Here is a 21,040-nt window from a genome sequence, read left to right as displayed (position 1 = left end):
GAGTGAGGGGATGCATATGAAAAACGACGATTTTGGAAATAGGATGAAGGTCCGTTATGATTAGAATCGACGGCTGCCATTTTCACACTTTTACGCAAGGGCTTCAGAAACCTTTTGATGAAGGGTTAACTCATGCTCTATAGGAGACGTCGAAGTATCTCGCGGAAAACATTATGGGTTGCAAGCTGGTCTACCATCAAAGCGACGAAATTTCGTTATTGCTTACGAATGATGACAAGCTGACAACTTAGCTGTATTCGACAGCAGGGCGTGGGTATTGCCGCATGATGAAGTGGCCAACTACTTTTTGTGGAGGCAGCAGGATGCAACTAAAAACAGCATTTCAATGGTTGCCCATGCTAACTTCCCGCATCATCAATTGCAAGGACTAAACGGGAAAAAGCTTCAAGATAAGCTCTTTACAGAGCAGGGAATAAATTGGAACAATCTCCCTACTTAGCAGAAACGAGGCGCTTGTATAACTAAACAAACCTATTACAAAGGCGAGGCGTTGCGGTCAAAGTGGGATGTTGATCTAGACATTCCCATCTTCTCGCAAAATCGAGATTAAACCAATTCGTTTATCCTCAAAAGGTCGAATAATAACGATATTAAATGACCAATTTGTCGTCACGAAAATGGATAATCTTTAGTGGGAGGAGGAGTAAAAGTGAACTATATTGTTTTTGATCTGGAAGCCACCTGCTGGGAAAATGATCGCTCTAAACCAAATGAAATCATTGAGATTGGCGCGTTAAAAATAAACGACAGTCTTGAAATTGTAGATGAGTTTCAAACGTTTATTAAGCCAACGCTTAACCCAGCGTTATCCGACTTTTGCAAAAAACTAACCTCCATCACGCAAAGCGACACAGATAAGGCCCCTTCTTTTCCGCAAGCATGCAATGAATTTCGGAATTGGATTGGTGAAGGGAGCTACTTCCTTTGTTCATGGGGCTTTTACGATAAATCGCAATTGAAAAAGGATTGCGCCTTGCATGAGATCGGATCGGAGTGGCTAAAGCATCATATCAGCATCAAACATCAGCATGGGAAAATAATTGGTAACGAGCGCGGCATCGGGATGAACCAGGCTCTTCGGTTGCTGGGGCTGCCTCTCGAAGGGACTCATCACAGAGGGATTGACGATGCCAAAAATATTGCAAAAATATTTATCCAGATATTCGATAAGTTAAAGTTCCAATAGAATAGATGCTCCAAGGAGAGCCGCTTTAGTTTGAGATTTTCCTTCTGTAACGATCAGGGGAAATCTTAACGACTAGCGAGCTCTTTTTTTAAGCAAATCGAATCTACTTTGCTGCTTTTAAACGGGATAAAAGAGGTTTATTGTTACCCTTCTCATTGAGATAATTATAGCAAAGGCTCCTAACAGAATTAAAAAAGGAGGAGTTCGAATGAGCTTGTTTTCCATTAATGTCGAGGCTGGAGTTGTCGCAGGAGGTGTGGGTGCGTTCGTCGCTTTTGCATTCGGTCATTGGACAGAGGCTTTGACGTTTTTGCTGATTGCTATCGGTGCAGATATTGTCACAGGGGTTCATGCTTCCTTTGCGGAAGGGCGAGGGCTTAGTTCTTCTATTGCTTCGGTCGGCTATGCCAAAAAAGGCCTCATGCTGCTTGTCATTATTCTCGCGCATAGGGTAGACATCTTGCTAGGTCTAGATGCTATTATTATGACATCTTCCGTTTATTTCTATATTGTCAATGAGTTGGTAAGCATTATAGAAAACCTGGGGAGGAGCGGCTTGCCTCTTCCCGATAAGCTTCGCGAGGGGATAGAAGTATTGAAGAGATCAGAACCACAGAAACGAAAGGGGAATAAAGGTGAAAATAGCGATTGACGCAGGACATGGATTACATACGGCGGGAAAGCGTTGTCCCGACGATTCCATGCGTGAGTTTCAATTTAACTGTGAAGTGGCACGGCTTATTTATGAAGAAATAAAGGTCTATACGACGGTTGAAGGGGGCGCTGTTCAAGTGTGTTATATACACGCGGAAGACGGTGCCCGTGATGTGCCTCTTCACGAACGGGTAAAATCCGCGAATGAATGGAAAGCGGATATTTATGTATCCATCCATGCTAATGCTGCCGGAACGGGTTGGAATGACGCAAACGGCATTGAGACGTTTACTGCAAAAACATGCTCCGATACGTCGTCCGTGCTTGCCAAAGCGGTGCAAAAGAGGCTGGTGGAGGCAACCGGACGTAAGGATCGTGGTGTCAAACGGGAGGATTTTACCGTCATCGCCAAAACGGATATGCCCGCCATTTTGGTGGAAGCGGGATTTATGACGAACCGCGAGGAAGCGGCCCTGCTTAAATCGACCGATTATCGTAAAACGGTTGCGGCTGCGGTTGTACGAGGGCTCGCGGACGTTTGCGGGCTAAGAGCAAAGAACGCCCAGGAACAAACGGAGGATCCCCATCCATCAGGTGACGCTACGGATAAGACAGCCGCTTCCGTTAACATGTGGGTAAACGGGAAGGAACTGCAGGGAGCTTTTATAACAGATGGAAGCGCTTACGCGCCTGTTAGAGCTCTAGCGGAAATGCTTGGCGCCACCGTGCGGTGGGATGCGTCTACTCGGACTATTTATATTGACAAATGAGGTAGGCTCGGTGCCGCATTCCAAACTAGAGATAGACTGCCCGAAACGATATAAGAGGGCAGTTTTCTTTTTTATCGGGGATGAACATTGCGCATTTCACAAATCAAAAATATAATTTGGGAGGAATGCAAAGATTCAAAGGGGGATTATAATACGTGATTAGATTGCCGGAAAATGATTGGCGGGACAAGCTTCGAGATGAATTCGAGCAGCCCTATATGCAGCAATTAATGAAGTTTCTAAATGAAAAATACGAGCATGAGGCTGTTTATCCTCCTAAGGAGCTGCTGTTTCATGCGCTTCATCTGACGGCATACGAGGATGCCAAAGTGGTTATTTTGGGGCAGGACCCTTACCATGGTGAGGGACAAGCTCACGGGCTTAGCTTTTCTGTGCAAAAAGGAGTGAAGCTGCCGCCTTCGCTGCGCAACATTTACAAGGAACTTGAGGAGGATGCCGGCGTTTCCTCTCCAGAGCACGGCTTTTTGGAATCATGGGCCTCGCAAGGGGTATTGCTTCTAAACGCGGTATTGACCGTCGAAAAGGGCAAGCCAGCTTCGCATCAGAAGTTAGGATGGGAAAGGTTTACCGATAAAATCATCGAGCTGCTTAACGAAAGAGAAACGCCGATCGTTTTTATTTTATGGGGGAACTATGCGCAAGAGAAAGCGGGCCGCATTGATCGGAACAAACATTTGGTCATCGCATCGGCGCATCCTAGTCCGTTTGCCGCGAGAAAAGGCTTTTTTGGCAGCAAGCCGTTTTCGAAATCGAATGAATTTTTGATGCAACAAGGGCTGTCCCCTATTCAGTGGCATTCCATTGATGAAAAAGGCGGCGTACTTCTTTAATATATAAGAAGCTTCTCTTCAAAATAAAAGAGCCGCTCCAGTCGCATAGCCCGGGAGAAACCCAAGCGCTGTGCAAAACTGGAGAGCTCTTTTTTTGTTGAATGCTGTTAATTGTTGATAGGGAATCCTTCGCTGCTGACGGATGTGTCGCTGCTTTTAGCCAATACCGGTTTAAAGGCAGAATCTACATAAGTAGATACTTTAATTTCGGTAATAACTTGCGGGTACATTTTGTCCGGGTCTGGAAGGACAGGTTCCGTATGAATAATGGCTTGAGTCCCATCGAATTGAACGGATACGATACGCAAGCCGTAACCTGGATGAGGCACTGTAGCCGAAATCGTCACTTTGTTAATATCTTTATTGACGGCTTCAACCGTCAGCTTTTGCTCGTACGGAAATTCCGGTTGAGGCTCGATTGGCTTTGTTGTTTCTACAAACTCAATCGCGTCATGCAGCCAAGCTGCTGCTTCGCCGCGTGTGATTGCTTTTTTAGGGTAGAAATAGTTTTTGCTGTCCAAAGCAGCGATTTTGCTGATGAGCAGCTTTTGAATGCTGTCCATGTAAGCGCCGTTTACTTCCTTCTCATCTTGGAAAGGAACGTAGATTTTGATAAACGCGTAGTCGCCTTTAGCCGAGATCGCTTTGAACAAGTGTTGGGCAAATTGCTCTTTAGTCAGTTTGTCGTTGGCTTTCACGTTTGTAGGGATGTCCAATCCGTAAAAATCAGCGATGACAAAAGCTTGGGAATACCAAGCATCGTCCTTCAGGTTAGGGTGGTGGTCGGTAGCTTTTGGCTGTTTAACAAAACGAACATGATTCAGGTTCAGATCGAGGCCTTTTACAATGATAGAAATGCCAGAAGCGTAAGTCAGCGAATCTCCTGGTTTAAACTTGTCGCCTGCATAACCGCCAAGAATGCCTTTTTCTTTCAGAGCATTAATTTTGTCGGCATGCGGATTTCCGGAAACATCGGAAAATGCCATCGCCGATTGGCCCAGTGTGAATAAAAGGATGATCGATAAAGCTATCGTTAACCAAGATTTTCTTTTCACTATGCTCACCTCATTCGTTTTTTTGCAGCTGCAATGATTCTGACGAAAGGGTGTGCAAATAGGTTGCAGGGTATTCCAAGTGAGGAAAATTTTTTTCAAGTTATATTTTTTCTTAGTTTTATTAATTCGTGAATAAAATAATCAAGCTGCTTTTGTGCGGCATCTAGTTGAACGGGCCCTTGGCTCCGGCTGGAGGAGTTATATTCATGCTCCAATAATTCTAGCGCTAGGCCGGCAGAGAGTGCGATGATGCCATCCCCAAGAGTAGCAATGGATGCACCGATAAATTCAAGCTTAGCGATTTCTATTTCCCTTAAAATGCTTTCTTTGTTTTCCATGGGCCCTCTTCATCCTCCGCAACCATAATCATCATTTTATGCGGAATGAACCGCTAAAGTGAGTAGTTTTCATCTGGGGCTTTATAGGAATAAGCCAACCATAAGAAATCTTATTTGCAGTAAAAAATAAATCAGGATAGCGATTATTGGAAAAATATAATAATATATAGGATAAGAGCTATCATAAGAGGATGGTCGAGTTCAATGTTCACTCTAGCTACATTTGTGGGTTTTCCTGTTGCACCCTTTTTGTAGTAAAATGAATGGTGCCGCAAAAATGACTTATAGAGGAGGAGCTACGTTGAAATGTCGATGCAGAGACCAAATTGATAAGCTGAGAACGATTATGGAGCTTACCTTTGACGAATTCCTCTCATTTTCGGATCCCTCGGTATTGTTGGCTAGTCAGGCTCTTGATGACGCTTTAGTCCAATATAGAAAATGCCCGCATTATGAGCAATGCATGACATGGGGACGTACGCCCAAAAAAGAAGATGAGCAGAAACAAATGATTGGATAAATGTCTCAATTGTTATTGAAATAATGGTTGACTCAGCTCCAGTTTTTTGATAAAGTAATGTTTGTCGCCATACACGATCTGTTAGCTCAGCTGGGAGAGCACTATCTTGACAGGGTAGGGGTCAGTGGTTCGAGCCCACTACAGATCATACCTAAAAGTCCTGAGAAATCAGGGCTTTTTTCCTTTTTATTACCCCATGCAAAGGCCTTGGAAATAATATTGGGGACGGAATGGGGACAGAAAAGAAAGTATACATTTGTGCCACTCCAAACCAGTTGCTTCCCCCTCCTACAAGCCCCGATCATTGCTCCTAAAATCAGCAGCCGCCATTTACGTGTTTCCTTGTATAGTGCATCAACCACTTGTTGAGACTCTTCGTCGTAAAATCGTGGGTTTCCTTTTGATTCAATCATTTTTGCATGAGCATCTGTTTCTCTGTTAATGGTTTTTATACGTTTTTAGGAGTACATTGTGCTTCTGGCTTTTCTAAATCATTGAAATAAGTAACTATCCGCATTGTTGTGATTTTGTCCATTTGTACATGTCCAATTTCATGTATTCTTACATATATTCTGCGAAGCTTTTTTATATAGATACCACGTTTTTGAATCGCCTAGGTCTCGATAACATATTGTAATTTTTAATTCTTTTGCTATTTTAAATGGATCATTCGTTTTATGTTTACGTGTTAGTTTGCGAATAATTCCGTCCATCAAGTCCCCTCCGGCTTATTCATCGATAGGCTTTCTTTTATTCTTTTTCTTAGCATCCCAAAAAAACAGTTTCAGGCACCCTTAAGACCTTTTCTTTGTCCTCATCATCCAATGGAACGCCATCAAACATAATAGGTGCATCGCCTTACGACGAGCATTCGCCATTACCAAGCAAGTAGTCGGTCGATACATCAAAAAGCTCTGCAACTTTATTAAACAAAGCGGATCTTGGTTTTGCGTTTCTGAGTTAAAGGCAGTCGAAATCGTGTTATGGAAAATACTTTGGAAATCAACGACCTTACCGTTAACGAGGTACCATGTTTTTTGGTACTTATCTCCTGCCATTGTTTACGCTATGCTCAGTTTGCAACCTTTTTTAATTGGGATTAACAAGTTGATCGCTATTGAAAGGGGGAGGGTTCTAAGGCTTACCAGAATGCTGATTAATTGCTGTTCGAGAGAACGATTCGACCTCCGGAAAGGAACGGAGAGGTTAGGTCAGCGGCTTAGAAGTATTGAAAATTTAATGACTCCATGGATAATGCAAACAATCAAAATTCAATTTAAGGAATGGTGATTTTTAATGAAAAGATCGATGAAAAAACTGACTTTGGTGCTGATGGCCACGATGATGCTCCTGTTCTCGTTCAGCTCTACGACTTCTGCGTCCGGACTCATTCATGAAGAAAATTTGGGATATGTCTTCACCAGTTACCGTGGCATGGATTTCGCAGTGGGTGGAATTGCTACTATCCCACCTTCGCCATATGGCACATATCAACCAGTAACTGTGCTAGTTTGGCAGCTCTATAATGGACAGTGGTATAACGTTCTAGGGGATCAGGCATATGTCATTGCAAATGGTCAAAGCCAAGCTTTTGGTCTGAATGATTTGCGGGTTGATTATAGACAACAAACGCTCAAGTCAGGAATTTATAAAATCACTATTGAATTTCCTGCGGGCAGCACATGGAGTAATATAACCGTAACTCCTTATCACTGGTAATAAGATCAAATCGGACAGTTTGACAAGACTCATATTGTCATGCGATGTGTAATTAATCAATTTCATAAAAACGCAGCTCTCTTAAAGAGAAGCTGCGTTTTTAGCTTGGATAGTTAGGCGTCGCGTAAAACGCGGATTTTTTGTTTTAAGGATACATGTTCTTGTCCGCCGACAACAGGAAAGCTCAACAAACTAAGCAGGATGGAGGAATAACACGAGTTAGAACAAACGTTCAATAAAAGCGGTCGAATTTGTTAAAAAGAGAGAATTTAAAAACCACGGGTGCGAGTCCGATAGGCGAGTGCCTAAGCAGGGGGAATACCGATCGGCAGAGGGGAGGGCTAAATGAGCCCCTTATACGTAACTGTTTCGTCAGTGCTTAGCGTCGTTGATTTAACGCGACTCTGTGCTTTTCCTCATACGTCTTTAATATCCGCCGTATGTTCATACGTGCTCTAAATAGATGGAATGAACAAGTGAACTTTAATAGGGTGGCTTTTTTTAATATACCCTTAAACCCCAAAGGGACGATGCAAATATGAAATGTAGCAGAAAAGAGATACAAAAGAATAATAGGCCGGCGCCGAAAAGTCCGACGGTGGATGCCGTCTACAAATGCGGGCATAGCGGGCAGCGCCGGGAAAGCGTGCATAAGCAGTTTAGAATAAAGCAGCACTTGGAATGGATAAAGGGGTGTGAATTATAGCATGAGCTATTGTTGATTGAAGACGGAATAAAAAAGAAAAAGAGCCGCAGCAAGCGACTCGTTTCCGGCTTGTAATCTCAGTAACAACACATGTGGTGGTCATTTGAAAATTCTTGTTTATTACCAGTCGGATTAATTCTAAAGAATAGTAATGTTTCTTCGGTTCTAATGACAAAACTATTAACATGTTCTGATTCACAAGCAAGCTGGTGTTTTTCATCTACCTCCATTTCTCAAATCTGTTAACTAGTTTAACTCGACCTTGCCCACCACTTACAACTCCACCAAAGTGAAGGAGTAGCAGATCCCCGGAAAAATTGAGCAGAATGCGGATGTCGTCGAGTTCCTTCGGTATGGTCCCTGCGATGTGGAAACGGAGAGTGCTCATTCAATCTGTTTTTGCAAACAATCGCAATATCAGTGCGAACAAGTTTCGCTACATGCTGTAATATGAATCAATTTCCCTTATAATGTAATTGATATTTTACTAGGCGAGTTTAGGGGGTCTTAGATGCTTACTAGAGACATGTTAAACACAATGAAACCGGGGAAAGAGTTAAATGGACTAGTAGCCACACATGTAATGGAAATTACAGAGGTGGACTGGCTATACGATTATCCATGGTTTAAAGATACAGATGGAACTTACCGTGCGGTAAATGAATATTCAAAGGACATATCCGCTGCATGGGAAGTGGTAGAGAAAATCGATGAAGGAAAGAGAGGTATCAGCGTCTCAAAGTCTCCTTATTACGATGACGTTTGGATAGTTGAAATTAGTATCTTTGAGGCTGATGAAGAGGGTAAAATCCACATTGTTGATAAGTTTATTGCAGAAGCGAAATCTGCCCCTGAGGCCATTTGTAAAGCGGCTCTGCTGGCGGTGTTAAGGCTATGAATCCATTGTGGCGGCTAATCGGTACGATGCCTGCGTCAGAGCATTAATGTTAACCTGATCCACTCATGGTATAATATCCCTCAAGGGGGGTGAGTAGTTTGAAGAAGATTGCTTGTTCTGTCTTTGTTTTAACACTATCAATTGCTGTTTTCGCTGGATCTGCATTCGCAGAATCTAATGTTTTGAAGACTAGACATGATACCGCTAAAAATTCCATAGGAAATATTCGATAATTCGTACTTAAGGTTGACTCATAATGGGTCAACTTTTTTTGTGAATTCCAACTCCAATAATTGCTCTCACCGATACGAAGTTGCAGGCATCACCCACTTGTTTTTTATAGAAAATAACAAGCTATTATTGAAGGCTGACGCTCCTCCATAAACCTTATGAACGTAAGTAGTATTTTAGCGGAAAATATGTTAGTTTAGTAAAAATAGTGTTCACGGGAGCGTTTTGTTGATGAAGGTAAGCATTTTTGATGTTGCAAAAAAATCGGGGTTATCGGTTGTAACGGTATCGAGGGTTCTCAATCATTCAACCTCTGTGCGACAGAAAAATAAGGAAAAGGTTCTTCAAGCCATGAAGGAGCTGAATTACCAGCCGAACGCTTCGGCGCGTAGTCTGGCAAGCGGAAGAACCGGCATTATTGGACTCACTTTGGCTACGCTGCATGATACGGTTTTGGATGCGGTCGTACAGGAAATTAATGATTGCTTGGCGGAGCAAAAATACTTTTTAGCGCTTTCGATTACCGAGGGGGAAGAAGACTCCTTCCATCGTTCCATGTTTCAAGAGGATCGGGTGGACGGAGTCATTTTGCTTTCGCCAAGCAATGCGGATGTATACATAATGGAACTGAAGAAACGGAAGGTTCCGTTTGTTGTTCTCGACAATCAGCAGCGCAATCCGTCGGCTCCTTCCGTTCTAGTGAACAATTTCAAGGGCGGATACGATGCGACGAAACATTTGATTGATCTCGGTCATACAAATATTGCGCATGTGAGCGGTCCGGAGAAGTTTTTCAGCAGCAGGGAAAGGGAGAGGGGCTACTTAGCCGCTCTGAAGGAAGCTGGCCTGGCGCCTTTCGATATTGTCATGGGAGGATTCGATATTCCTTCGGGTTATCGTATTGCACGGAGGTGGATCGATGAGGGGCGGCTGCCTAGCGCTGTTTTTGCGGCGGACGACTTTATGGCGCTTGGCGTTATGGACGCCTTCAAAAATGAAGGTATCCGTATTCCCCGCGACGTCTCGGTTGTCGGATTTGATGACCAGATTTATGCTTCGGAGTTTCATCCCAGCTTAACGACCATTCAACTTCCTTTCGAACAAATCGGCCGGCAGGGCGTTGATATTTTAATGAAGCTGATTAAGGACCCGACGAAGCGGAATGTGACGGTGGAATTGGACCCGCAGTTGATTATCAGAGAGTCAACCGGGCGACCGGCCAGTTAGCCGCCAGATGCTCAATTCTAACAAAAGGCGTTCAACGAAGCGTATTCAGCTTCATTGAACGCCTTTTTTGATGAGTGCTAATGATGAAGAGATTCACAAGTCGTCGAACACAACGTAGGGAATGCTATTTTTGCTTCAGCATAAAGTCTGATGGTCCGATTACCTTGCCGCAAGTAGAACTACTGCGAGAGTGCCGGATTGACAGCGCTGTTGCCGGCCTTAACGACAATGTTGCGGATTCTGCTGGAGCCGGAGCTGCCGATAGCGCTGCCGCTTACACTTGTGTTGGAGGTTGGCACCCAGCGAATGTATAACGTGCTTTGGTTGTTTGCCAAGGCAGGCAGCGGAATATCGGTCAGTTTGCATGCATTACCGGAGCAAGAGAAGCTGGAGCTCAGTGTCAAATCGGTGCCCGCCACATCGGTCCAAGTGGAGGTGTCCGTACTTATTTGTACTTTAAAATTTCTTGGGCCGGTGCTGGAAGACATTTGCTCCGATGACAAGGTTAAGTTGCTCTTATTTTCCGTTGAAATTTTGGCCAGCCAATACTTTGAATTCGATCCATTATCCCAGCCGGAGGTGCGGAGACTGCCCTCCGTATTATCATAGGTGTAGCTGGAAGAGGTTCCGATTCCCTGTATGTTCGATTGCGACTTGTAAATGCCGCCGGTGGCTTCATATACGATAACTCCGCCTACCGTTTTGCGAGTGGAGCTTTCGCTGACGCCACTCCAATTCCATACGGCAGCTATGTCGGTAGAACTTTGATTGCCGGGAACCACTTCGGTTGCTTCCGAGTTGTTTCTTACGCCTACCGCTTTAATAATGAACTTGTAGCTGGTTGAGGAATTGACGCCACCGACTGTGTAGCTGTAAGCGGATTGGCCGTTGACCGCAGCAATATAGGCGCTCCAGTTCGTTCCGATTTTGTTGTCGGCCTCGTAAATCCGGTAGCCTCTGGCTGATTCGGCGCCGCCTGAAGGGGCATTCCATACAAGGGTTGCGTTTGTGCCGGATACGGAAGCGCTGGCGTTTGTTACCTTGTTCGGTTTCGTGTCCGTTCGTTTAATGCTGTACTTGTCGTATTGGCTTATGGCCTCCCCTTTGGCAGCCGTGTAGGAGGTGAAGGTCAGAATACTGTCTGTCACGGCTACATCGATGAACATTTTTTTGTTCGGCTGCGAATTCACTTGAGAGAAGTAGTCGTTCACTTGCGGATCGATATTGTAAAATTTGCCCGCCCCAGTATTGCCCATCAAATAGACAGAGCCTTTCGGATTGACGGCGTTGCCCTGGCTGTCGTACGAAACATTGGTAACGGGCGCGTCATTATACATTTGCTTCGATCTCATATAGAGATGATCATGGCCTTCCAGCACGAGATCCACACCGATTTCATCAAAGACGGGAATGAGATATTGACGATAAAATTGGACACGATCAAATTCGGCTACCGTATTGGCACCAGTGGAATACGGGCCTTTATGCATAGCGACAACTTTCCATTTTTTATCGCTTTTTGCCGCAGTGTACCTGAGCCAATCCATTTGCGCCTGAAGCTGACTGTCGATTTTGTATGGCGAAACTCTGCCCTTGTACTGGGTATTGATCGTCATGAACAGCGCGTCCCCGTATTCAAAGGAATAGACCGAACCGTCGAGCGCACCTGTACCAACATCTTGAGGCAGATTGAAGTGGTTGTAAAAATTGTTGTTCGGATAATCTTCTACCTCGTGGTTGCCAACGACCGGAGCAATAGGAAGATTGGCCAACTCATTCGCAGGAGTTCCCAGAAACCATTGCCATTGCTGCTCCAAATCTCCGTCATCGATCAAATCTCCCGTAATGATAGTGAATTTCGGATTGCCGATATGAGTAATAGCTCTGCTTAACGTATCTTGCCAAAGCTCAAAGTTTGTTTTGGAGGAGCCTTGAGTGTCCGTCGTATAAATAAAGTTGAAATTTTGGTTGTTAGCGGAATCTGTTTTGAAAGAGCCGATAGGCCCCCAGTTGTTCGCATCGCCGTTGCCTGCGCGATACTTATATTCTGTGTCCGGCGTCAAATGAGTGGCAATGACTTTATGGCTCGCAAATTTTTGGGTACGATTGGAACTGCGGTCGGCACTCGTCATAAGTGTGTCGATTATGGTCGCGGTGCCGATAAACGTTGTGGCTGAAGCTTCAGGGAATGTTGATCCGGTTACAAGGGAAGCCGGGACAACTTGTAGAACGGTACCCGTTACTGCTTCCGGCGTATACCAACTGAAAGCCATGCTTGTTCTGGGATCGCCATTAAACGTCATATTTAGCAGCGTCGGCGTTACTGGGGTCGTCATGAAATTCCATATAATCGATCCGGCCGGCGAGACATTGTCGGCGCCTTTCACCATTTGCTTTGGAATGGTAACGGTGTACGTTTTGCCGTGGCTGAAGCTGGCATGGTTAAGCTTCAACGTGTTGCCGTTTACGATTTGAGCCGTCACCCCGCTTACCGATGCGCCGCTTTGATCTTGAATGGTGGCTTTATATCCGCCCACTAGAGAAATGGACTTGTTGAAGGTGACGGTAACAGGCGCGTTCGAGACGACTTCCTGCTCGCCCATGGCGGGAGCCTCCAGCACCGGCACGGTAGGATTAACGATGATTGCGCCGCTGCTTCGAACGCCGCGCACAACAATATCCTTCATTCTGCTGGAGCTGCTGTTGTTGATTTCACCGCCGGATACGCTTGTGTTGGAGGACATCACCCAGCGAATATAGAGCAAGTCCTGATTGCTGGCCCCATTAGGCAGAGGCAAATTGGTCAGCTTGCAAGCGTTGCCGCTGCAAGTAAAGCTGGAATTGCTCAGCGTTACTTGGCCATTCGGAATATCGTTCCACGATAGCCGGTCCGTACTGTATTGAACCTTGAAATCGCGAGGACCGGAGGAGGACGAAGTTTGCTGGGAAGAAAGAGTCAAGTTTTCATAATGTTTAGTAGACAGAGCGATCATCCAATATTTGTGATTGGCGCCGCTGCTCCAGCCTTCGCTACGGATGCTATTTTCGCCTGAAGTATACGTATACGTGGCGTGGTTATTGCCGATGCCGCGGAGCGCAGAGGCGGCTTTGTACGAACCGTCGGTTGCCCAGAAAAGACCGTTCGAGCCTGTGCCCGCGAAAATCCATTCCGCAACTTTTTCAGAAGATTGGGACGAGAGAGCCTCGCCCTCGACAACAATATCTTTAATGCGGCTAGAGCCGGAGCTGCCGACGGAGGAACCGCTGACGCTCGTATTGGAATCCATCAGCCAGCGAATATAGAGCTGAGTTTGATTGCTCGCCAAAGACGGCAAAGCAAGCCCGTTCAGCATACAGGAGCTGCCGGCGCAAGAGAATGTGCTTTCCAGCACCAGATTGCTGCTGCTTACATCCGTCCAACTTTGCATATCCGTGCTGATTTGTGCTTTGAAGTTTTTAGGACCTGTACTGGATGAAAATTGCTTGGATGATAAAACGATGTTTTCATAGCCGGTTGTTGACAGTGACGCAAGCCAATACTTGCTGCCCGAGCCGTTGTCCCATCCCGCTGTGCGGACGCTGCCTTCGGCCATTTCATAGGTGTAGCTTCCGGAAGTGCCGATGCCTTTTAAGACAGAGCTCGTATAAAGTGCGCCTCCTGTCGCTTTGTATTGAACAACGCCATTCACAGTAGATTTGGTTGCGCTTTCACTTACATTTGCAAATTTCCATTCGGACAGCACGACCTTCGTTGCCGCTTGTACAGAATCTTTTGGCAGGGCCAAAGGACCTGACAGCAAGGATAACGACAAAAGGATTGCGGCAAAGCAGCGGAGCAAGGTTGCTTGTTTGCGGTGTAACAGCATCATTCAAACCTCCATTTCGAAATTTAAGTTAAAGCGCTTAAACAATTATGATTATAAGCTCTCCCTCCGAAATTTGTAAACAAAAACATAGGTGAGCGAATAAGGGGATCCATTTACTAATTTTTAAAAATGAAGACTGTATTTCGCGATTGACAAGGCACATATATCGGGTTAGACTCATAACGAAAGTTTAAGCGTTTATACTTTTTACAAAAACGGAAAAGTGAGGGGATGGAAATGAAAATTCGCAAAAAGCTCAAGCAACAGCTGACACGCCCCATGTACGTTTTGTTGGCATTTATGATGATGGTGTCCAGTTTCCCGCCGTTCACGCCTGAGGGAACGGCAAGCGCCGCAGGGGCAACCGGAACGGTGGCCGAGTGGACATTCAATACTTCGCACACGGCTGGCGCCGTAGCTGCAACAGGAGGGACGAACAGTCCATTCGCCTCTCTTCAGGTAGCGGGCGGGCCATCCTTTGAGGAAGCGTCTGCAACAGACAGGCATCTCAAATATCAGGGCTGGCATAACGGTGTGAATACGAAATATTGGCTGGCTTCGCTCTCAACGGAAGCTTTTGAGCAAATAACGATATCGTCACAGCAAAGATCCTCGAACTCCGGGCCAAAGGATTTTAAGGTGCAGATCAGCGTCGACAATCAGGCGTCGTGGATGGATGTGGCAAACAGCGCCGTAGAGGTAGCGAACAGCTACGCCTGCGCGCCATGTGTTTTAAACGAGCTTCCGCTTCCAGCCGCGGCCGATAACAAGACACAATTGTTTATTCGCTGGGTGGTTGCTACGAACACCGCTGTTAATGCCGTGGCAAACCCCGGCGGAGTAGGCGAATTTGGGTCCAGCTACATACGGGACATTGTTATCAAAGGTGTACCCATCGACGGAGTGGAACCTCCGGTAGATACAGAGAAGCCGGCAGCGCCAGCCAATCTTGTCGGCAATGGGCTGACGGATACGACAGCCGGTCTAACATGGACGGCATCGACAGACAATATTGCGGTTAAAGGCTATAACATTTATCGCAATAATGCGAAGGTAGGGGCATCCCAGACTCCTTCCTACACGGATACAGGGCTAGCAATCGGCACAACGTACAATTATTATGTGACCGCTTTCGATGCCGCAAATAATGAATCGGATAGGAGCAACGAGATTCAGGCCACAACGAAAAGTACGGCCCAAGCTGTGCTGGCCTCGTGGCAGATTGCGAATAATGGCGAAGACGGCGTTATCGCTGCGACGAATGGCGTCTATAAAGAAGCGGCCGCGCTTCAAAACGTGGGAGGCATATTCGAAGCGGTAAATACAGGCGAATCGGCGATCAGCTATCAGGGCTGGGATAACGGAGAGAACAAAAAATATTGGCAGGTCACTGTGCCGACCAAAGGTTTTCAAAATATTATCGTATCGTCCGAGCAAAATTCATCCGGCTCCGGTCCGCGTGACTTCAAGCTGCAGATGAGTACGAACAATGCGGAATGGACGGATGTGCCAAATACGAATTTGAAAATGTCCGTTTCTAACTTTAATTGCGCTAATCAAGCATGTAAATTGAAAGATGTTCCGCTGCCGTCCGAAGCGAATCAATCCGATCTGTTGTATTTGCGCTGGATCGTCAGCTCCAATGTAAATACGAACGGCGTCGCGGGTGGAATTGGCGGAGCAGGCTCCAGCAGAATTAGAGATATCCGCATTTCAGGGGAAATGATCCCGGGATCGGAAATTGTCGTGCCGACGCTTGATCTCGTGAAAAGTCCCAAACATAACGCTGTTCAAGTGATGAACGATGCGCCTGTAACGGTGAAGTTCAACAAAGCGGTTAAGCTGGGCGCCGGTTATCCAATTACGATTATCGATCAGAACAATAAGGCTATGGCAAATGTGGAGGCCCAGGTTGTTGGAGGAAACCAATTGCAGCTCAGCCATCCTCATTTTACTTATGACCATACGTACACTGTAACGATTCCTAAGGAAAAGGTTAGCGGCATGGATAACTCACCTCTTATTCGCGACATCTCGTGGAGTTTCAAGATCAATGAATCGCCTGTGAAACCTAAACTGTTCAACATGACCTTTAATGGAGATCCGAGAACAAATATGGGCTTCGCTTGGTATACCGACAAAAAGACGGGCTCGGTTGCAGAAGTCGTCGAAGCTTCCGCGGTATCCGGAAACGTATTCCCTGAAACCGGAGCGATGGTTTTTACTGGCTTCGAAGAAGAGGTTAAAACCTTTATGGTGCCTAACGACAGGAGCACTCAAAATAAATCTACATTTTTCAGCCATAAAGTAATTGCTTCTGGACTGGAGCCGGGCACAACCTACAAATTCCGGCTTGGAAACGGGGAAGCGGGATCGTGGAGCCCGATCGGCTCGTTCACGACCGATATGGCAGAGCATCAGGACTATCGGTTTATTGTCGGGGCCGATTCGCAATCGTCGAGCTTATCCGGCTTTGAGCCATGGGGAGACACATTTAGAAAAGCTGCTGATTTCATAGGAGATCCCAAGTTTCTAATTGTAGCAGGTGATCTCGTTGATAACGGCGATCTGGAGAGCCAATGGCAATGGATGTTCAATGTCGCGGAGGACTCGTTCCTGAAGGTTCCCTATGTTCCGGTTCTTGGCGGACATGAAGTGAACGATTACGATGGCGATGTCACAACGGACAACGATAATTTCTATTATCACTTCAATGTGCCTAAGCAAGTTGTTGCGGGTACGCATCCAGGGTCCGTCTATTCTTTTGAATACGGCGATGCGTTATATATGGTGTTCAATTCACAATATCAAGGCGGGCTTGCCGCCAATGGCAAGGACATCGATTGGGAAGACCCGGAGTTTCGGGCGCAAGTCGATTGGATGCGGAATACGGTAGCCAAGACGGATAAGAAGTGGAAATTCGTTACGTTCCACAAGAGTCCTTACGCATCAGGCGACAATTCTGCATTGTATGAAGACTCGCGAGTACAATTTTACAGACAGCATTTGACACCTGTGTTTGATGAAATGGGCATCGACATGGTGTTCGAAGCTCACGATCATATGTATATGAGATCGTTCCAAATGTACGGCAATAAGGTCGTTTCAAAGTCTGACATTGAGTTTGATGCGGACGGCAATGCGGTCAATCCAAAAGGAACCGTATATCTCATGCCTAACGCCATGGGCAATAAGTTCTACCAAAAGCAGCAGTGGCTGCATGAATTTGATGAGAATTGGAATCCCGTTATCAAAAAAGATGAGCACGGAAATCCGATTCCTTATGATCATTTCTTCGCGGACGTAAACGAACAGCCTGGCAAAAAAATGTTTACAGATGTATCGGTTACGGAGCAGGTGCTGGGGATAAAATCTTATACGGCTGCGGCTGCTGACGAAGGCCAGCCTGGCACAGTCGGCAACGGATTGTTCAAATACGATCAATATGGCATTAAACGAACGGACGTTAAACCGGATAAAGCCGAGCAAGTCAAAGTAGAGATGCAGGGGGATAAGGCTGTTCTTACATGGCAAGCCCCTTCCGACAGCAAGGAGCCGGTAAGAGGCTTCAGAGTTTATGAGAAAAACGATAAAGTATCGACGCATTGGAGCATCTATGTTCCAGTTGCGCAAGGAAAGACAGCGTACAGCTACACGATTGAGGGACTAAATCCGGCTAAAAAATATGATTTTATTGTGAAGGCGGTTGGCGCAAGGATTAATTCAGATCCGGTTGAAGTCACGACGATGGAGGGGCCCAACGAGAATGAGCCGCCATCCGCGCCAACGAATATGACCGCCAAAGCGGCATCTTCCTTCCAAGTACAAGTAAGCTGGACGGCATCCGCAGGCAATGTTGTCGTCTCCGGATATGATGTATACCGCAATAATATGAAAATCGGGCATACGCCGCCGTCAGTCACCTCCTTTACGGACAGCGGACTGAAAGCGGGCGCTACGTACAACTATTATGTCAAGGCGATCAATTCCGTCGGCATCGAATCGCTTGCGAGCAATACGGCTCATGTCAAGACGAAGGACCCGGTAGCGGGCGAGGGGCCGCATAAGCCATTCCCGCAGCATCCTGCTTATGCGGGAGGATCCATTAAACCTAATCATATTACGCAAGCGGAAATGGACGCTACGGTCATTCGTCTGTACAAAGAATGGAAAGCAAAATATTTAAAGTCCAACCCATATAATGCTTCGCAAAAGTATGTATGGTATACGGACGATCTTGACATCAACGATCCGAATGATTGGGAAACGGAGAACGGACTCACCTTTTTCCCGATTACCGCTTCGGAAGCACATGGCTACGGGATGTTGATCACCGCATTAATGGCGGGCCATGATCCGGAGACACAAGCGGATTACGACGCTTTGTATCGTTATTTCAGAGCGTTTCCAAGTGAGATTAATCCCCAGCTTATGGCTTGGCGTCAAGGCGATACAGGTAACGAAATTAAGAGCGTCAGCGGGGTAGATTCGGCTACGGATGGCGATTTGGACATTGCTTATTCTCTGCTGCTGGCTGATCAGCAATGGGGAAGCCAAGGAGAAATTAATTATTTGGCAGAGGCGAAACAAATGATCGAAGCCATTATGTACAGCGAGGTGTACAAAACCGACTGGACATTAAGAATTGCCGACTGGGCTACCTCCGGCAAATATGCGGGAGCGACTAGACCGTCCGACTTTATGCTGCAGCATATGAAGGATTTCGGAACGGTAACGGGAGACGGCGGTTGGGATTCCACCGTTGCCGGAACGTACAATTTGATTAACCATATGTATAAAACGTATAGCCCGAATGCAGGTTTGCTTCCGGATTTTGTTATCAAAAACGGAAACAGCTTTGTTCCGGCGACGCCGAACTGGCTGGAGTCGGACCATGACGGCGACTACTACTACAATTCTTCCCGGGTGCCGTGGAGAATCGCGACCGATTATTTGGTAACGGGAGACAAACGGGCCAAGGATCAATTGACGACGATGAATAAATGGATTCGCGAGAAGGCAGGCAACGATCCGAGCCGTATTTTCTCGGGATATAAGCTGGACGGTTCATCGGGATTGCAGCCATCCCAGGCAGACGAGTGGCAGGATATTACGTTTATAGCTCCATTTATGGTCAGTGCGGCAATCGATGCTTCCAATCAGCAATGGCTAAACGATCTGTGGGACTACAGCGCAGCCATTGACACGGAAGAAGAAATCTACTTCGGCAACAACATTCGTATGCTCAGTGCGATCGTTGTGTCAGGCAACTGGTGGTCGCCGACATTTGTCGATACGGAGGCGCCGTCTGCGCCGGTTGTCCATTATGCCAATGCCGCTTCCAGTTCGGCGATCGATTTGAAGTGGCTGGCTGCGACGGATAATTTGGGAGTTGCCAAATATGAAGTGTACCGGGACGGAAAATTAATTGCAACGACAAATAAGTTGGAATACCGCGATACCGGGTTATCGGCCAGTAAGCAATATGCTTATGTAGTGATGGCATACGATGCGGCAGGCAACGCGTCGAAGTCGAGCAATATGAGGCTGGTCACAACTTCCTCAACAGGCGGATCGGTGACGCCGAAAGATCCGAGCGAAGAGCCTAAAAATCCGTCAGAGCAGGAGCTTCCACAGTTTAAAGATATTCAGAAGCACTGGGCTGAGAAAGATATACGCCGGGCTGTTGAGAAAGGAATTATTAAAGGTTACGAGGATGAAACATTCAGGCCGGACAAAGGGATGACAAGAGCGGAATTTGCCGTTATTTTGGCTAGAGTGTTCAATCTTCGGAGCAACGGAACTTCATTTGAGTTCAAGGATGAAAGTAAAATTGGCTTGTGGGCCAAAGAAAGTATAGCGGCAGCTGTGGAAGCGGGAATTATTAACGGCTATTCGGATGGTACCTTCCAACCAGGAAGAGCCATTACCCGTGCCGAAATGGCAGCCATGATTGCTAGAGCCATCGGACTAGGGACTGATTCCAGCCATGCAAACGGTTTTGCGGATGATGGGGATATTCCGTCATGGGCCAAAGGAGCGATTGATGCGCTTAAAGAGCTTGGCATTGTGAACGGACGGGGCGGCAACAAATATATTCCGAATGGCGAGGCTACGAGAGCTGAAGCTATTGTCATTGCATTAAGATTACTTAATCTTATGAAGGCTGAATAATCGTATTGTAAGGATAGTCAGTGTAAAATTGAAGTTATATTTATTGTGGTTAGGGCTGTCTCGCAGGACAGCCCCTTTTCCAAAATGAGGGGATGTGCGGATACGCAACATAGATTTTATTCGAGGCAATCAAACAAGTTGCATAAACTGCCCGGAGGCAGCCTTACTGCTCAGACGCTTCAGGAAAAACCCTCGTTTCAAAAATCTCTTTGGTCGCTTCATCTTGGATGCTAACCGTAATCTTCATTTTCTCTGACGATACGCCGCTGTAGACTTGGTAAGGCGATGCGGCATATGCAATAGCTTCAGATGCCATACCATCTATTTCACTATCATATGTTGTTCGGTCTACGATCAGGGTAAACTCGGAAAAAGATTTATTATGATTCACGTCTTTGATAGACTCAAATAGTTCGCCAGTCTTCAATTTTTTTACATAATCAAGCACGATTTTCTCATATTCTTTCAGTATGCTTTTATACGCGGATTTTGATATTTTGTAAGTGATTGATCCATCTTCATTTTTTGTAACCTCGTCGGCTCCATTTTTTTTGGCCTCAGCAGTAACTTGGTCAAAATCCTGACCTTCAAGCATACTTGCCGGTATCGTGATCTTGTTACTAAACAGCCCTTTGTTTACTTCCATATATTTTCTATTTGTCGTGGCTGGATTCGCTGCTTCAGATACTGTTTCCCCGACATCCTGGGTTTCATTTCTTGCTGGATCTTTTGACTCCGAAGCCCCGCATGCAGATAAGAGCAGGGTCAAAGTTGCTGTGACTGTTATAAGAAGTTTTTTCATCGTGTGCCTCCAAGTGGGTAAT

Annotated in this window: 13 protein-coding genes, 1 tRNA gene and 1 pseudogene; 11 read left to right on the top strand and 4 right to left on the bottom strand. The window is 46.0% G+C overall.

Annotated features, from left to right (window positions below; translation table 11 throughout):
• The first annotated feature begins 16 nt into the window (after positions 1 to 16).
• From ACFQZE_RS08285 to ACFQZE_RS08265, 5 genes and pseudogenes are all read left to right on the top strand, one after another.
• Positions 17 to 571, top strand: a pseudogene (locus ACFQZE_RS08285) (tRNA(His) guanylyltransferase Thg1 family protein).
• 99 nt (positions 572 to 670) lie between these two features.
• Positions 671 to 1,207, top strand: coding sequence for a 3'-5' exonuclease (locus ACFQZE_RS08280; protein WP_379355693.1), 537 nt, complete (start codon positions 671 to 673; stop codon positions 1,205 to 1,207).
• A 208-nt stretch (positions 1,208 to 1,415) separates the two neighbouring features.
• The gene (locus tag ACFQZE_RS08275) at positions 1,416 to 1,859 is read left to right on the top strand and encodes a phage holin family protein (protein ID WP_379355691.1); all 444 of its coding nucleotides are present in this window, start codon (positions 1,416 to 1,418) and stop codon (positions 1,857 to 1,859) included.
• The gene (locus ACFQZE_RS08270) at positions 1,843 to 2,631 is read left to right on the top strand and encodes an N-acetylmuramoyl-L-alanine amidase (RefSeq protein WP_379355689.1); all 789 of its coding nucleotides are present in this window, start codon (positions 1,843 to 1,845) and stop codon (positions 2,629 to 2,631) included. The genes ACFQZE_RS08275 and ACFQZE_RS08270 overlap by 17 nt, the downstream gene beginning before the upstream one ends.
• A 155-nt stretch (positions 2,632 to 2,786) precedes the next feature.
• A complete protein-coding gene (locus ACFQZE_RS08265) occupies positions 2,787 to 3,482 on the top strand; it encodes a uracil-DNA glycosylase (RefSeq protein WP_379355687.1) in 696 nt (231 codons plus the stop codon).
• 107 nt (positions 3,483 to 3,589) lie between these two features.
• Here ACFQZE_RS08265 and ACFQZE_RS08260 read toward each other — a convergent pair whose 3' ends face one another.
• Together ACFQZE_RS08260 and ACFQZE_RS08255 are read right to left on the bottom strand one after the other, a co-directional pair.
• A complete protein-coding gene (locus tag ACFQZE_RS08260) occupies positions 3,590 to 4,537 on the bottom strand; it encodes an S-layer homology domain-containing protein (protein WP_379355685.1) in 948 nt (315 codons plus the stop codon).
• Between the two features lie 95 nt (positions 4,538 to 4,632).
• Positions 4,633 to 4,875 (bottom strand): translation initiation factor 2, encoded by a 243-nt coding sequence (locus ACFQZE_RS08255; protein WP_379355683.1) that lies wholly within the window; start codon positions 4,873 to 4,875, stop codon positions 4,633 to 4,635.
• Positions 4,876 to 5,176: 301 nt separating this feature from the next.
• On the opposite strand from ACFQZE_RS08255, the gene ACFQZE_RS08250 reads away from it, so the two are divergent.
• The 5 genes from ACFQZE_RS08250 to ACFQZE_RS08230 all read left to right on the top strand — a co-directional run bounded on the left by ACFQZE_RS08250 (position 5,177) and on the right by ACFQZE_RS08230 (position 10,176).
• Positions 5,177 to 5,395 (top strand): aspartyl-phosphate phosphatase Spo0E family protein, encoded by a 219-nt coding sequence (locus ACFQZE_RS08250; RefSeq protein ID WP_379355681.1) that lies wholly within the window; start codon positions 5,177 to 5,179, stop codon positions 5,393 to 5,395.
• Between the two features lie 75 nt (positions 5,396 to 5,470).
• A tRNA-Val gene (locus tag ACFQZE_RS08245) sits at positions 5,471 to 5,543 on the top strand.
• A gap of 1,148 nt (positions 5,544 to 6,691) precedes the next feature.
• Positions 6,692 to 7,114, top strand: coding sequence for a hypothetical protein (locus ACFQZE_RS08240; protein WP_379355679.1), 423 nt, complete (start codon positions 6,692 to 6,694; stop codon positions 7,112 to 7,114).
• A gap of 1,217 nt (positions 7,115 to 8,331) precedes the next feature.
• The gene (locus ACFQZE_RS08235) at positions 8,332 to 8,718 is read left to right on the top strand and encodes a BC1872 family protein (RefSeq protein WP_379355677.1); all 387 of its coding nucleotides are present in this window, start codon (positions 8,332 to 8,334) and stop codon (positions 8,716 to 8,718) included.
• Between the two features lie 462 nt (positions 8,719 to 9,180).
• Positions 9,181 to 10,176: a LacI family DNA-binding transcriptional regulator gene (locus ACFQZE_RS08230; RefSeq protein ID WP_379355675.1), complete on the top strand. Its 996-nt coding sequence runs from the start codon at positions 9,181 to 9,183 to the stop codon at positions 10,174 to 10,176.
• A gap of 179 nt (positions 10,177 to 10,355) precedes the next feature.
• On the opposite strand, the gene ACFQZE_RS08225 is transcribed toward ACFQZE_RS08230, so the two are convergent.
• Complete coding sequence (locus tag ACFQZE_RS08225; protein WP_379355673.1) at positions 10,356 to 14,045, bottom strand: metallophosphoesterase; 3,690 nt, start codon at positions 14,043 to 14,045, stop codon at positions 10,356 to 10,358.
• Between the two features lie 234 nt (positions 14,046 to 14,279).
• On the opposite strand from ACFQZE_RS08225, the gene ACFQZE_RS08220 reads away from it, so the two are divergent.
• Positions 14,280 to 20,216, top strand: a complete 5,937-nt coding sequence (locus tag ACFQZE_RS08220) for a glycosyl hydrolase family 8 (protein WP_379355671.1) — start codon at positions 14,280 to 14,282, stop codon at positions 20,214 to 20,216.
• Between the two features lie 163 nt (positions 20,217 to 20,379).
• On the opposite strand, the gene ACFQZE_RS08215 is transcribed toward ACFQZE_RS08220, so the two are convergent.
• On the bottom strand, positions 20,380 to 21,018 hold the full coding sequence (locus ACFQZE_RS08215) for a hypothetical protein (RefSeq protein ID WP_379355669.1): 639 nt from the start codon (positions 21,016 to 21,018) through the stop codon (positions 20,380 to 20,382).
• Positions 21,019 to 21,040 lie beyond the last annotated feature (22 nt).

Source organism: Paenibacillus sp. GCM10027627, assembly GCF_042675505.1.
Lineage (GTDB): Bacteria > Bacillota > Bacilli > Paenibacillales > Paenibacillaceae > Pristimantibacillus.
This window is presented reverse-complemented; position numbering and strand designations above follow the sequence as displayed.

Excerpts from the sequence above, each read along its gene's own strand:
- ACFQZE_RS08225 (WP_379355673.1), bottom strand. The coding sequence starts at position 14,045 with ATGATGCTGTTACACCGCAAACAAGCAACCTTGCTCCGCTGCTTTGCC.
- ACFQZE_RS08240 (WP_379355679.1), top strand. The coding sequence starts at position 6,692 with ATGAAAAGATCGATGAAAAAACTGACTTTGGTGCTGATGGCCACGATG.
- ACFQZE_RS08215 (WP_379355669.1), bottom strand. The coding sequence starts at position 21,018 with ATGAAAAAACTTCTTATAACAGTCACAGCAACTTTGACCCTGCTCTTA.
- ACFQZE_RS08275 (WP_379355691.1), top strand. The coding sequence starts at position 1,416 with ATGAGCTTGTTTTCCATTAATGTCGAGGCTGGAGTTGTCGCAGGAGGT.
- ACFQZE_RS08230 (WP_379355675.1), top strand. The coding sequence starts at position 9,181 with ATGAAGGTAAGCATTTTTGATGTTGCAAAAAAATCGGGGTTATCGGTT.
- ACFQZE_RS08235 (WP_379355677.1), top strand. The coding sequence starts at position 8,332 with ATGCTTACTAGAGACATGTTAAACACAATGAAACCGGGGAAAGAGTTA.
- ACFQZE_RS08255 (WP_379355683.1), bottom strand. The coding sequence starts at position 4,875 with ATGGAAAACAAAGAAAGCATTTTAAGGGAAATAGAAATCGCTAAGCTT.
- ACFQZE_RS08220 (WP_379355671.1), top strand. The coding sequence starts at position 14,280 with ATGAAAATTCGCAAAAAGCTCAAGCAACAGCTGACACGCCCCATGTAC.